This window comes from Hydrogenophaga sp. (assembly GCF_025699295.1).
Lineage (GTDB): Bacteria > Pseudomonadota > Gammaproteobacteria > Burkholderiales > Burkholderiaceae_C > Hydrogenophaga.
Genome location: NZ_JAILWB010000019.1, coordinates 18,516 through 32,022, shown reverse-complemented (window position 1 = coordinate 32,022; position 13,507 = coordinate 18,516). Strand labels below are relative to the sequence as shown.

Below are 13,507 nucleotides of genomic sequence, written 5' to 3'. Positions count from 1 at the left end.
GGCGTCGGCAAGTCTAACGCCCCGCCCGGGTGGAGGTCATACACGCAGGCGGCATGAGGGCATCGCCCCGTAAAATCACGGGTTCCCCGACAGAAAGCCCCTCCCATGAGCCAGCCGCGACGCCTGTTCGTCACCACCGCCCTGCCCTACGCCAACGGCCATTTCCACATCGGCCACATCATGGAATACATCCAGGCCGACATCTGGGTGCGGTTCCAGCGCATGCAGGGGCACGAGGTGCACTTCGTCTGCGCCGACGACGCGCACGGCGCGCCCATCATGATCGCGGCCGACAAGGCCGGCAAGACGCCGCAGCAGTTCGTGGCCGACATCGCTGCCGGCCGCAAGCCCTACCTGGACGGCTTTCACATCGGTTTCGACAACTGGCACAGCACCGACGGCCCGGAAAACCACGCCCTGGCGCAGGACGTGTACCGTGCGCTCAAGGCCAACGGCCTGATCGAGACGCGCACCATCGAGCAGTTCTTCGACCCCGAGAAGAACATGTTCCTGCCCGACCGCTTCATCAAGGGCGAGTGCCCCAACTGCCATGCGAAGGACCAGTACGGCGACAACTGCGAGGTCTGCGGCAAGGTCTACAGCCCGACCGAGCTGATCAACCCCTACTCGGCGCTCTCGGGTGCCAGGCCGGTGCTGAAGAACTCCGAGCACTTCTTCTTCAAGCTCTCCGACCCGCGCTGCCAGGCCTTCCTGGAGCAGTGGACGCAAAGCGGTGCGGTTCAGCCCGAGGTGCTCAACAAGATCGGCGAGTGGATCGAACCCGATGACAGCGGCAAGACCAAGCTGGGCGACTGGGACATCAGCCGCGACGCGCCCTACTTCGGCATCGAGATCCCGGACGCGCCGGGCAAGTACTTCTATGTCTGGCTGGACGCGCCCATCGGCTACCTGGCCTCGCTGAAGAACCTGTTCGACAGGACCGGGCGCGATTTCGAGGCCTTCATGGCCGACCCGACGACCGAGCAGTTCCACTTCATCGGCAAGGACATCATCACCTTCCACACGCTGTTCTGGCCCGCCATGCTGCACTTCAGCGGCCGCAAGGTGCCCAACGCGGTGTTCGTGCACGGCTTCCTCACCATCAACAACGGCGAGAAGATGAGCAAGAGCCGCGGCACCGGACTGGACCCGCTGAAGTACCTGGGTCTGGGCATGAACCCCGAGTGGCTGCGCTACTACCTCGCGGCCAAGCTGAGCGCGCGCAACGAGGACGTGGACTTCACGCCCGAGGACTTCATGGCCCGCGTCAACAGCGATCTGGTGGGCAAGTACATCAACATCGCCTCGCGCGCCGCGGGCTTCATCGCCAAGCGCTTCAATGGAAAACTCGGCGAGGTCTCGGCCGACGGCGATGCACTGCTCGACCACCTGCAGAGTGCGGCGCCGTCCATCACCGAGCTGTACGCCGAGCGCGAATACGGCAAGGCGCTGCGCGAAATCATGCTGCTGGCCGACCGCGTGAACGCCTACGTGGACCAGAACAAGCCCTGGGAACTGGCCAAGAAGGAGGGCATGGACGGCCGGCTGCACGACGTGTGCACCACCTGCATCGAAGCCTTTCGTCTGCTCACGCTCTACCTCAAGCCGGTGCTGCCCGCGCTCGCCACGCAGGTCGAGGCCTTCCTGCAAAGCGGCCCGCTGCACTTCGCCGACACCACGCACCTGCTGGGCAAGGGCCACGCCATCAACGCCTACCAGCACCTGATGCAGCGCGTGGACGTGAAGCAGCTCGACGCGCTGTTCGATGTGCCTTCACCCCCTCTCCCTCCGGGAGAGGGCGGGGGTGAGAGCCCGCGCGAAGACTCGCTGCCCGGTGGCGAAGCCATCGCGCCAACCCTCACCATCGACGACTTCGCGAAGATCGACCTGCGTATCGCGCAGATCGTGAACTGCGAAGCCGTGGAGGGGTCGACCAAGCTGCTGCGCCTCACGCTGGACGTGGGCGAAGGCCGCACGCGCAACGTGTTCAGCGGCATCGCCAGCGCCTACAAGCCCGAGGACCTGGTAGGCAAGCTCACCGTGATGGTGGCCAACCTGGCGCCACGCAAGATGAAGTTCGGCGTGAGCGAGGGCATGGTGCTGGCCGCCAGCCACGCCGACGAGAAGGCGCAGCCCGGCATCCACATCCTCAACCCCTGGCCGGGCGCGACGCCGGGCATGCGGGTGCGCTGAAGAGCACCGCCTTGTTCAAGCCGATCCGCAGTTTCACCAGCCTGCAGCGCACGCCGCAGACCGACCTGAAGCTCGGCTCGGTGCTGGCCTTCGTGGCCGGTGCGGCCAATGCGGGCGGGCTGCTGGCGGTGGGCCAGTACACCTCCCACATGACCGGCATCCTCTCTTCGGTGGCCGACCACCTCGTGCTGGGCGAACTCACGCTGGCCCTGGCCGCGGCGGGCTCGGTGCTGGCGTTCCTGCTCGGTGCCATGACCACCGCCTGGCTGGTGAACTGGGGCATGCGCCACCAGTTGCGCAGCGCCTATGGGCTGCCCCTGGTACTGGAGGCCGCCGCCCTGCTGGTCTTCGGCCTGTTCGGTGCCGCGATCGGCTTCATGACCCCGGTGTTCCTGCCGCTCACCGTGGTGCTGCTGTGCTTCATCATGGGCCTGCAGAACGCGGTGATCACCAAGATATCCCGTGCGGTGATCCGCACCACCCACGTCACCGGCCTGATCACCGACCTAGGGATCGAACTGGGCAAGCTGCTGTACGTGAACCGCCAACCCGACGCCAGGCCCGTGCGGGCCAACCGGGATCGGCTGCGCGTGCATGGCCAGCTGATCGCCTGCTTCTTCGTGGGCGGGATCGCAGGCGCCCTTGGCTTCAAGCACCTGGGATTCGTCAGCACGGTGCCGCTCGCGCTGATGCTGTTGCTGCTGGTGATGCGCCCGGCGCTGGACGACTGGCAGCGGCTGCACGCCGCCTGAGGCGCTCGGCCGGTCAACGGCCCGGGTCGAGATCCGGGTCGCGCGTCGACATCGTCGAGACCACCTTCAGATCGGTGTCGAACACCACGGTAAAAATCATCGAGGTGTCGGCGGATGCCCCTTCGAGGTAACGCCAGTCGTAGTGCGTCTCGCGCTTGAGCGAATAGGTGGTGATCTTCATGGGTTTGCCGAGCATGCGGCGCACCGCCTCCATCGGCATGCCGGCCTGCACCTGCGCGAAGGTGCGGGCGTTGAGCACCTGGCGCAGCGCGGCCATCTTGCCGTCCGGCCCGATGGTGATCATGTAGTTGGTGTGCCCGGCGGGCTGGCGGTTGTACTCGTAGATCTGGGCACCGTCCTCGCCCTCCCACACCGCCTCGGGCGCGCCGAAGCGCTCGCGCACGTCGGCCTCGGTGGACACGCCCTCTTCCAGCTCGCTGATGTTCTGCAGATCGCAGGCCGCCAGCAAGCCCGCCAGCAGCAGCGCCAGCACACCGCGCAACACGCCTGGCCCGCTTCCGTTCATCGCGCTTCGCATGTGAATCCCTTGCCGCAGCTCATCGGAAGGGCAGTCTACCGCCGCGCACCGGGCCGCCCGGCTTGTCAGTTTCGCGAACCGTTGCCAAAGGTAACATCGGCCCATGTTGCCGTCCCTGCCCCCGCTTGCGCCTTTCCGGCCCCGCCTGCTGCAGGACATCCGGGGCTACAACCGCGACAAGCTCGCGCGCGACGTGGGCGCCGGTGCTACGGTGGGCATCGTGGCGCTGCCCCTGGCGATGGCCTTTGCGATCGCCAGTGGCCTCAAGCCCGAGGCGGGCCTGTGGACGGCCATCATCGCGGGCTTCCTGATCTCCGCCCTGGGCGGCACCTCGACGCAGATCGGCGGCCCGGCGGGCGCCTTCATCGTGATCGTCTACGGCATCGTCGAGCGCTATGGCGTGGCCAATCTGCTGATCTCCACCGCCAGCGCGGGCGTGCTGCTGTTCCTGCTGGGCCTGTTCCGGCTGGGCACGCTGGTGCGCTACGTGCCGGTGAGCGTGGTGATCGGTTTCACCAACGGCATCGCGGTGCTGATTGCGCTGTCGCAGGTGCGCGACCTGCTGGGGCTGGACATCGTCCACATGCCGGCAAGCTTCTTCGGCCAGATGGGGGCGATCGCGGGCCACATCGGCAGCCTCAACCCGTTCGCGCTCGCCCTGGGGGGCCTGTGCGTGCTGGGCCTGGTGGTGTGGCCGCGCCTGTGGGCGGTGGATTCGCAGTTCCGCCAGCGGCTGGAATCCCTCGACACGGTCAGCGCACTCAGGGCGACCTCGCGCCTGCCCGGCCCGGTGGTCGCGCTGGTCACGCTCTCGCTGCTGGCCTGGGCGCTGAGCCTGCCGGTGGAGACGATTGGCACACGATTCAACGGTATCCCGCAGGGACTGCCCGCGTTCGCGCTGCCCGACTTCTCGTGGGAAACCGTGCGCCTGCTGGTCACGCCCACGCTGACCATCGCGCTGCTGGGTGCCGTCGAATCGCTGCTGTGCGCGCGCGTGGCCGACCAGCTCAGCGACGCACCCAAACACGACCCGAACCAGGAGCTCATGGCACAGGGTGTGGCCAACGCCGTGGTGCCGTTCTTCGGCGGCATGCCGGCCACCGGCACCATCGCGCGCACCGTGACCAATATCCGCTCCGGCGCTGTTTCGCCTGTGGCGGGCATGGTGCACGCGTTCACGCTGGCCGCGGTGGTGCTGCTCGCCGCGCCGCTGGCCTTCCACATCCCGTTGGCGGTGCTGGCCGGCGTGCTGCTGTTCGTGGCCTGGAACATGGGCGAGTGGCGCGAGTTCGCCCGCCTGCGGCAGTTCAGCAACCACTACCGGCTGATGCTGCTCTCGACCTTCGGGGTAACCATCGTGTTCGACCTCACCGTGGCGGTCGAACTCGGCCTGGTGCTGGCGGTGGTGCTGTTCGTGCGACGCCAGAGCGAGATCTTCCGCGCCGAGCCGATGACCCGCACCGGCGAGCAGGCGACCTACCGGCTCTATGGTTCGCTGTTCTTCGGCGCCGTGGCCAAGATCGACCCCATCGTGGCCGACGTGGAACGTTCGCCCACACCCCTCAACGTGCTGCTCGACGCCAGCCAGCTGATTTCGCTCGACACCACGGGGCTCGATGCCCTGGAACAGCTGCACAAGGCGGTGCACAAGCGCGGCGGGCACCTCGGCATGGTGGGTTTGCACCCGCAACCGCGCTCGCTGATCGAGCGCTCCGGTTTCGCCGCCCGGCTGCACACCTGCGAGTGAACCCGAAGGCCGGGCCGGTGGCGGTTGGGGCGGCCCGGTAAAATCGGCCACTTCCCATCCCGTCCCATCGAGCCCACCATGTCCTTCTTCCGCCGTCCCGACTACACCTCCGACACGACGCAGTTCATCGAACAGCTCAAGGCGGCCAAGCCCGGTCTGGAGCAGGCACAGCGCAAAGGCCGCGCACTGCTCTGGGACAAGAACATCGACCGCGAATTCCAGGCCCGCGCCGAGGCCGCCCGCGTGCCGCAGCAGCCCTACGTCTACCAGACCGGCTCCGACCACGCCTGATCGCCCCGGGGATGAGCACGGAGCCCCACATGCTCGACGAGGCCCCGCAGGGCCTCGATGAGGTGCTGCCCTCGGTGGTGGACCACGTGGCCCTGGCGCGGCTGTATGGCGAGCCGCTGTTCGCCATGCCACGCGACCTGTACATCCCGCCGGATGCGCTGCAGATCTTCCTGGAGGCGTTCGAAGGCCCGCTGGACCTGCTGCTCTACCTGATCCGCAAGCAGAACTTCAACATCCTCGACATCCCGATGGCGGCGGTGACCCGCCAGTACCTGACCTACGTCGACGAGATCCGCGCCAGCAACCTGGAACTGGCGGCCGAGTACCTGTTGATGGCTGCGATGCTGATCGAGATCAAGTCGCGCATGCTGCTGCCGCCCAGGAAGACCGCCGAGGGCGAGGAAGCCGAAGACCCGCGCGCCGAGCTGGTGCGCCGCCTGCTCGAATACGAGCAGATGAAGCTGGCCGCGCAACGCCTGTCCGAGGTGCCGCAGTATGGGCGCGATTTCCTGCGAGCACAGGTTTACGTGGAGCAGGCGCTCGCGCCGCGCTTCCCCGACGTGAGCGCGATCGACCTGCAAAGCGCCTGGCGCGACATCCTCAAGCGCGCCCGGCTCGTGCAGCACCACCGCATCAGCCGCGAGGAACTCTCGGTGCGCGAGCACATGAGCATCGTGCTGCGCCACCTGCAGGGCCGCAAGTTTGTCGAGTTCGGTGAGCTGTTCGACCCCACGCTGGGCTCGCCCGTGCTGGTGGTCACCTTCATCGCCATGCTCGAGCTGGCCAAGGAAACCCTGATCGAGCTGACCCAGGCCGAAGCCTTTGCCCCCATCTACGTGCGCCTGGCCTACACGCCGAGCTAGCACTTCTTTTTTCTTGCGATGACCGACCTTCACCGCTTCGACGTCCTCATCATCGGCAGCGGCCTGGCGGGGCTCACCGCCGCGCTGCACCTGGCCCGCAGCCACCGCGTGGCCGTCATCACCAAGCGCGCGCTCAGCGACGGTTCGAGCAACTGGGCGCAGGGCGGCATTGCCGCCGTGCTCGCAGAAGGCGACAGCGTGGCCTCGCACGTGGAAGACACGCTGGTGGCGGGTGCCGGCCTGTGCGACCTTGAAGCGACACAGTTCACGGTGGAAAACGCGCCGGCGGCCATTGCCTGGCTGCGCGAGCTGGGCGTGCCGTTCTCGCTCGAAGGCGGCGAGCTGCACCTCACGCGCGAAGGCGGCCACAGCCACCGGCGCATCGTGCACGCGGCCGACGCCACCGGCGCGGCGGTCCAGGCCACACTGATCGAGCGCGTGCGTGCAACGCCCGAAATCGCGCTGTTCGAGAACCACATGCTGGTCGACCTGATCACCGACCGACGGACCACCGGCTCAGGACAGACGCCACGCTGCCACGGCGCCTACGTGCTCGACACCGAACGCGACGAAGTGATGACCTTCAGCGCCACGCACACCGTGCTGGCCACGGGTGGCGCGGGCAAGGTCTACCTCTACACCACCAACCCCGACACCGCCACCGGCGACGGCGTTGCCGCGGCCTGGCGCGCCGGCTGCCGGGTGGGCAACATGGAGTTCATCCAGTTCCATCCCACCTGCCTGTACCACCCGCACGCCAAGAGCTTCCTCATCACCGAAGCCGTGCGCGGCGAAGGCGGTCACCTCAAGCTGCCGCCGCACCTGGGCGGCCACCGCTTCATGCCCGACCACGACCCGCGCGCCGAGCTCGCGCCGCGTGACGTGGTGGCACGCGCGATCGACTTCGAGATGAAAAAGCACGGCCTGGACTGCGTGCACCTGGACATCTCGCACCAGAGCCCCGAATTCCTGCGAGAACATTTCCCGAACATCCTGGCACGTTGCGCCGAACTCGGTATCGACATCACGCGCGAGCCGATCCCGGTGGTGCCGGCGGCGCACTACACCTGCGGCGGCGTGGTGACCGACCTCGCCGGCCAGACCGACCTGCCAGGCCTGTATGCCGTGGGAGAGACCACCTGCACCGGCCTGCACGGTGCCAACCGACTGGCCAGCAACTCGCTGGTGGAGTGCATGGTGTTCGCGCAGGGCGCGGTCAACGCCATCCGTGGCGCGCCAGCCACCGCGGTGCCGGCCACCCCGCCGCTGTGGGATGACAGCCGCGTGACCGACGCCGACGAAATGGTGGTGATCTCGCACAACTGGGACGAGCTGCGTCGCTTCATGTGGGACTACGTGGGCATCGTGCGCACCAACAAGCGGCTGGAGCGCGCAGCGCACCGCATCGCGCTGCTGCAAGGCGAAATCCACGAGTTCTATTCACAGTTCCATGTCACGCGCGATCTGCTGGAGCTGCGCAACCTGGTGCAGGTGGCCGACCTGATCGTGATGTCGGCCATGCTGCGGCACGAAAGCCGCGGCCTGCACTTCAGCCGCGACTACCCGGGGCTGCTGCCCGTGGCGAAGCCAACGATTCTCGTCCCGCCAGCGCGCTGAACAGGTTCAGGCCGCGCCGATGTTCGGCACCAGCGCACCCGGGTTCTGCCCACTGCGCTGCGCGCCGGTGAAGGCCAGCATGCGATCGATGGGCAGGCGCGCGCGGGGAATCAGTGCCGGATCGACGTGGACCTCGTTCAGTCCTTTTTCCAGGATCTGCGCCACGCCGGCCAGGCCGTTCATCGCCATCCAGGGGCAGTGCGCGCAGCTCTTGCAGGTGGCGCTGTTGCCCGCCGTGGGGGCTTCGATGAACACCTTGCCCGGGTTCTGCTGGCGCAGCATGTGCATCATGCCGTTGTCGGTGGCGACGATGAACTCGGGCGCGTCCATCGTCCGTGCGGCCTTCAGGATGGCCGAAGTCGAACCCACGGCGTCGGCCAGGGCGATCACGTCGGCCGGGCTCTCGGGGTGCACCAGCACCCTGGCCTTCGGGTGCTCCTTCTTGAGTGCTTCGAGTTCGAAGGCCTTGAACTCGTCGTGCACGATGCAGGAGCCCGACCACATCACCATGTCGGCACCGGTCTCGCGCTCGATGTAGGCGCCCAGGTGCTTGTCGGGCGCCCAGAGGATCTTGTGGCCCTTGTCCTTGAGCGCGCGCACGATGTCGAGCGCGCAGCTGGACGTGACGAGCCAGTCGGCGCGCGCCTTCACCGCCGCGCTGGTGTTGGCGTACACGACCACGGTGCGATCGGGGTGGGCGTCGCAGAACGCGCTGAACTCGTCGATCGGGCAGCCCAGGTCCAGCGAGCAGTTGGCATCGAGGTCCGGCATGAGCACCGTCTTCTCCGGGCTCAGTATCTTGGCGGTCTCGCCCATGAAGCGCACGCCCGACACCACCAGCGTGGTGGCCGCGTGGTCGCGCCCGAAGCGCGCCATCTCCAGCGAGTCGCTGACGATGCCGCCGGTCTCGATCGCCAGGTCCTGCAGGTCGGGGTGCACGTAGTAGTGCGACACCATGACCGCGTTGCGCTCCTTGAGCAACTGGCGGATGCGATCCTTGAGCGCGGCGCGCTGCTTCGGGCCGGGCTCGACCGGCACGCGCGCCCAGGCATGCTGGGTCGGGCAGGCCGGTTGCTCGTATTCGACGTCGATCACGTCGGCGCTGGAATCGGGGATGTTCATGTGGGTCCGCCTTGGTCTTCCGGCGCTTCAGAGCGTCTGGAAGCGCATGGAAAAGTCGATCGCCTTGACGTCCTTGGTCAGGGTTCCGATGGAGATGCGGTCAACCCCGGTTTCTGCAAGGGCGCGCACGGTTTGCAGGTTCACGCCGCCCGAAATTTCAAGCACCGCGCGCCCGGCGTTGCGGCGCACCGCCGCGTTCAGGGTGGGAATGTCCATGTTGTCGAGCAGCACCATGGTGGCGCCGTGGGCCAGCGCCTCGTCGAGCTGGGCCAGGGTTTCCACCTCGATCTCGACGAAGCGCGCCTGCGGCGCCGACTTGCGCACGCGCTGCAGCACCTGGGCCACGCCACCGGCGGCAGCGATGTGGTTCTCCTTGATGAGCACCGCGTCGTACAGCCCGATGCGGTGGTTCACGCCGCCGCCGGTCTTCACCGCGTATTTCTGGGCCAGGCGCAGCCCGGGCAGGGTCTTGCGCGTGTCGACGATCTGCGCGCGCGTGCCGACCACCTCCGCCACGAATTCCGCGGTGCGCGTGGCCACCGCAGAGAGCAGTTGCAGGAAGTTGAGCGCGGTGCGCTCGGCCGTGAGCAGCGCCTGCGCGCGGCCCTCGATGGTGAGCACGGTCTGGTCGGCCGCGCAACGCTGGCCCTCGTGCACATGCCAGTTCAGCGTGGCTTGAGGATCGAGCGCCAGCACGGCCGCCTCGACCCATGGCGCACCGCAGATCACGGCCGCCTCGCGCGCCAGGATGCGCGCCCGCGCGGATCGCTCGCCATCCACCAGCGCGGCGGTCAGGTCACCGTCACCGACGTCCTCGGCCAGTGCCTGCGCCACGTCGCGACGGGCCAGTTCCTGCACGTCGGCGAAGGTGAATTCAGAGAGGTGTTTCATGGGCCGCAAGCATACCGGTATGGACTATAGTGCCCCCATTCTCACCGACCCCCCACCCGCTGCGGGAACCCGACATGAGCACCCCCACGAACCCCACGCCCATGGCCACGCCCTATGGCACGCTGCCGGTGGCCTCACCGCTGCCACAACGCAAACCCGTGAGCCTGCCACGCCTGAACGAGATGCGCGAACGCGGCGAGAAGATCGCCATGCTCACCTCGTACGACGCGACCTTTGCCGCCGTGGCCGATGCGGCCGGCGTGGAATGCATCCTGGTGGGTGACTCGCTGGGCATGGTGTGCCAGGGTCTGGCCAGCACGGCGGGCGTGACGCTGGAGACCATGGCCTACCACGTCGAGAGCGTGGCGCGTGGCCTGCGTCGCGTTCAGGGCACGGCCTGGCTGCTGGGCGACCTGCCCTTTGGCAGCTACCACGAATCGAAGGAACAGGCCATGCGAAGCGCGGCGCAACTGGTGCACGCGGGCGCGCACATGATCAAGCTCGAAGGCGGTGGCTGGACGGCCGAGACCACGCGTTTCCTGGTCGAACGCGGCATCCCGGTCTGCGCCCACCTGGGCCTCACGCCCCAGACCGTGCATGCGCTCGGGGGTTACCGCGTGCAGGGCCGTGGCGACGCCGCCGCGCTCACGCTCAAGCGCCATGCGCTGGAACTGCAGGACGCCGGTGCCACCATGCTGGTGCTCGAAATGGTGCCGGCCGCGCTGTCGGCGGAGATCACGCAGCAGCTGCCGCACTGCCACACCATCGGCATCGGTGCGGGCAAGGGCACGGCCGGCCAGGTGCTGGTGATGCACGACATGCTCGGCGTCAACCTGGGCAGGAACCCGAAGTTCGTGCGCAACTTCATGGACGGCGCCAGCAGCGTGCGCGATGCCATGGCCGCGTACGTGGCCGCCGTGAAGGACGGCAGCTTCCCGGACGACAGCCAGCACGCCTGGTGAAGGTGCCCACTCCCGAAGCGTCTTCGACGCCTCCCTCAAAGGAGCAACACCAGCCGTCCGGCAAAGCCAGCCCGGCGGTGTTCCCCTAAAGCCCCCTTCGGAGCCATTGATGAAGCTCGTTCACACCATCGACGAACTGCGCGCCGCGCTGCGGCCTTACAACTCACCGGCCTTCGTGCCCACGATGGGCAATCTGCACGACGGGCACCTCGACCTGGTGCGCACGGGCAAGCCGCTGGGCGACGTGACCGTCTCCAGCATCTTCGTCAACCGCCTGCAGTTCGCGCCCCACGAGGATTTCGACACCTACCCGCGCACGCTGCAGGCCGACTGCGCCCGGCTGGAACAGGCCGGCTGCGACGTGGTGTTCGCGCCACCCGAGAAAGAGCTGTACCCCGAACCCCAGGGCTACAAGATCCAGCCACCGGCCGATCTGGCGGACATCCTCGAAGGCCACTTCCGCCCCGGCTTCTTCATCGGTGTCTGCACCGTGGTGATGAAGCTCTTCCAGTGCGTCTTCTCAGAGGCCAAGGGGCCGCGCTACGCGCTGTTCGGCAAGAAGGACTACCAGCAGCAGATGGTGATCCGCCGCATGGTGCGGCAGTTCGGCATGCCGATCGAGATCGTCGCGGGCGAAACCCAGCGTGCGGCCGACGGCCTGGCGTTGAGCTCGCGCAACGGCTACCTGAGCGAGGCCGAGCGCGCCGAGGCGGTGCAGCTGTCGCTGACGCTGCGGGGGCTGGCGCGCGATGCGCTGTCTGCCGCAGGCTCATTGCCCGAGAAACGTGAAGCACTGGAAGCCCAGGCCATGCGCGCGCTGGCGCTGCGCGGCTGGCAGCCCGACTACCTCACGGTGCGCCGCCGCGTCGACCTGCAGCCGCCGCGCGCCGACGACGCGCAGACGCCACAGTCGCTGGTCGTTCTGGGCGCGGCCCGCCTGGGCCGCACGCGCCTGATCGACAACATCGAGGTCTAGGACGGGATCGCCCTAGCGCGTCTCTTCCTTGGGGTCGCGTCCCATGAGTGCTGCCACGGCCTGCCCTGGCAGCAGGCGGCCTTCAAGCAGGGCCACCACGGCTTCGCTGATCGGCATGTCCACGCCCTGCCCGCGCGCACGCTGCACCACGGTGCGTGCGCTGTACACGCCCTCGGCCACATGGCCGAGCGAATCCACCGCCTGTTGCAGACTCAGCCCCTGAGCCAGCAACTGGCCCACCTTGCGGTTGCGCGAGAGGTCGCCCGTGGCGGTGAGCACCAGATCACCCAGACCCGAGAGCCCCATGAAGGTTTCGGCGCGCGCGCCCAGTGCCAGGCCCAGGCGCGTCATCTCCGCCAGGCCCCGGGTGATCAGGGCCGCGCGCGCATTCAGTCCCAAGTCCAGGCCATCGCACAAGCCCGTGGCGATCGCCAGCACGTTCTTCACCGCGCCGCCCACTTCCACGCCAACGATGTCGTCGTTGGCGTACACGCGCAGGCTGGGGCTGTGGAATGCCGACACCAGCGCCTCGCGCACGCTGGCGTGCTCGCTCGCCGCCACCAGCGCCGTGGGCTGCCCCCGCGCCACCTCCTGCGCGAAGCTCGGACCACTGAGCACACCGGCCTTGAGATCTGGCGCTACCTGCGCGCGCACCTCATGGCCGAGCAACCCGGTCTGCGAATCGCCATCCCGCGGTGCCTCGAAACCCTTGCAGAGCCAGACCACGGGTGCCGCGTGTCCGGCCAGCGCCTGCAGCATGCCGCGCAGACCCGACATGGGCGTGCCGATGACCACCAGGTCAGCCCGCGCCATGAAGTCCGAGGAGTGGTCCAGCGGACCGGATTCGATGACCATTGACGGCGGCAACGCCGCATCAGGCAGGTAGCGCCGGTTCTCGCGCCGCGCACGCATGTCTTGCGCCTGCTGCACGTCGCGGGCCCACAGCGTCACATGGCGGGAATCACCATCTCGCGAAGCCGCGCTGACGGCCAATGCGGTGCCCCAGGCACCCGCTCCGAGCACGACGATGTTCATCGGGTGTCCGGTAACCGACGGCCGGACTTACTGGGTGACGATGCGCGGCGCGTCGGCGGCGGCCTGGGCCTGCTGCTGCTCGTACATGGCCTGGAAGTTGATCTCGGCCAGGTGCACGGGCGGGAAACCACCGCGCTGAACGATGTCGGCCACATTGCTGCGCAGGTAGGGATAGACGATCTGCGGGCAGGCGATGCCCATGATCGGGCCCATCTGGTCTTCCGGCAGGTGGCGGATCTCGAAGATGCCGGCCTGCTTGGCCTCGACCAGGAACACGGTCTTGTCCTTGATCTTGGTCGTCACCGTGGCGGTGACGCAGACCTCGAACACGCCCTCGGCCACCGGGCTGGCTTCCACGCCGAGCTGGATGTCCACTGTGGGCTGCTCCTGCTCGAGCAGGATGGCTGGCGAATTGGGCTGCTCCAGCGAGGCTTCCTTGAGGTAGACGCGCTGGATCTGGAAGACGGGGTCCTGGTTTTCTGCCATGGTGTTGTCTCGAAGGATGCTGGGAAGTGGAAAA

13 protein-coding genes are annotated in these 13,507 nt (G+C 67.7%); 8 read left to right on the top strand and 5 right to left on the bottom strand.

Annotated elements, in window-relative coordinates:
- Window positions 1-105 precede the first annotated feature (105 nt).
- Window positions 106-2,193: a methionine--tRNA ligase gene (gene metG / locus K5880_RS18630; RefSeq protein WP_297655830.1), complete on the top strand. Its 2,088-nt coding sequence runs from the start codon at window positions 106-108 to the stop codon at window positions 2,191-2,193.
- A gap of 11 nt (window positions 2,194-2,204) precedes the next feature.
- Window positions 2,205-2,945, top strand: coding sequence for a YoaK family protein (locus K5880_RS18625; RefSeq protein WP_297655828.1), 741 nt, complete (start codon window positions 2,205-2,207; stop codon window positions 2,943-2,945).
- A 13-nt stretch (window positions 2,946-2,958) separates the two neighbouring features.
- Here the strand turns inward: K5880_RS18625 and K5880_RS18620 are convergent, their stop codons facing one another.
- Window positions 2,959-3,483: an outer membrane protein assembly factor BamE gene (locus K5880_RS18620; protein ID WP_297655826.1), complete on the bottom strand. Its 525-nt coding sequence runs from the start codon at window positions 3,481-3,483 to the stop codon at window positions 2,959-2,961.
- A 103-nt stretch (window positions 3,484-3,586) separates the two neighbouring features.
- Between K5880_RS18620 and K5880_RS18615 the strand changes: the two genes are divergently transcribed.
- The 4 genes from K5880_RS18615 (at window position 3,587) to nadB (ending at window position 8,001) form a co-directional block, all read left to right on the top strand.
- Entirely contained in the window at window positions 3,587-5,230 is a 1,644-nt protein-coding gene (locus tag K5880_RS18615) for a SulP family inorganic anion transporter (protein WP_297655823.1), read from the top strand.
- 78 nt (window positions 5,231-5,308) lie between these two features.
- Window positions 5,309-5,521: a DUF3460 family protein gene (locus K5880_RS18610; RefSeq protein ID WP_297655821.1), complete on the top strand. Its 213-nt coding sequence runs from the start codon at window positions 5,309-5,311 to the stop codon at window positions 5,519-5,521.
- A 29-nt stretch (window positions 5,522-5,550) separates the two neighbouring features.
- A complete protein-coding gene (locus K5880_RS18605; protein ID WP_297655818.1) occupies window positions 5,551-6,384 on the top strand; it encodes a ScpA family protein in 834 nt (277 codons plus the stop codon).
- An 18-nt stretch (window positions 6,385-6,402) separates the two neighbouring features.
- Window positions 6,403-8,001 carry an L-aspartate oxidase gene (gene nadB, locus K5880_RS18600; protein ID WP_297655815.1) on the top strand — a complete coding sequence of 533 codons (1,599 nt, stop codon included), beginning with the start codon at window positions 6,403-6,405 and terminating at the stop codon, window positions 7,999-8,001.
- Between the two features lie 6 nt (window positions 8,002-8,007).
- Here nadB and nadA read toward each other — a convergent pair whose 3' ends face one another.
- Together nadA and nadC are read right to left on the bottom strand one after the other, a co-directional pair.
- A complete protein-coding gene (gene nadA, locus K5880_RS18595; protein WP_297655812.1) occupies window positions 8,008-9,123 on the bottom strand; it encodes a quinolinate synthase NadA in 1,116 nt (371 codons plus the stop codon).
- Between the two features lie 27 nt (window positions 9,124-9,150).
- The gene (gene nadC / locus K5880_RS18590) at window positions 9,151-10,014 is read right to left on the bottom strand and encodes a carboxylating nicotinate-nucleotide diphosphorylase (RefSeq protein WP_297655809.1); all 864 of its coding nucleotides are present in this window, start codon (window positions 10,012-10,014) and stop codon (window positions 9,151-9,153) included.
- 74 nt (window positions 10,015-10,088) lie between these two features.
- Here nadC and panB point away from each other — a divergent pair, with 74 nt between their 5' ends.
- Window positions 10,089-10,976, top strand: coding sequence for a 3-methyl-2-oxobutanoate hydroxymethyltransferase (gene panB / locus K5880_RS18585; protein ID WP_297655807.1), 888 nt, complete (start codon window positions 10,089-10,091; stop codon window positions 10,974-10,976).
- 109 nt (window positions 10,977-11,085) lie between these two features.
- Window positions 11,086-11,952 carry a pantoate--beta-alanine ligase gene (panC, locus tag K5880_RS18580; protein ID WP_297655804.1) on the top strand — a complete coding sequence of 289 codons (867 nt, stop codon included), beginning with the start codon at window positions 11,086-11,088 and terminating at the stop codon, window positions 11,950-11,952.
- Window positions 11,953-11,964: 12 nt separating this feature from the next.
- On the opposite strand, the gene K5880_RS18575 is transcribed toward panC, so the two are convergent.
- Together K5880_RS18575 and secB are read right to left on the bottom strand one after the other, a co-directional pair.
- Window positions 11,965-12,987 (bottom strand): NAD(P)H-dependent glycerol-3-phosphate dehydrogenase, encoded by a 1,023-nt coding sequence (locus K5880_RS18575; RefSeq protein WP_297655801.1) that lies wholly within the window; start codon window positions 12,985-12,987, stop codon window positions 11,965-11,967.
- A gap of 27 nt (window positions 12,988-13,014) precedes the next feature.
- The gene (gene secB, locus K5880_RS18570; protein WP_297655798.1) at window positions 13,015-13,473 is read right to left on the bottom strand and encodes a protein-export chaperone SecB; all 459 of its coding nucleotides are present in this window, start codon (window positions 13,471-13,473) and stop codon (window positions 13,015-13,017) included.
- Window positions 13,474-13,507: the final 34 nt, after the last annotated feature.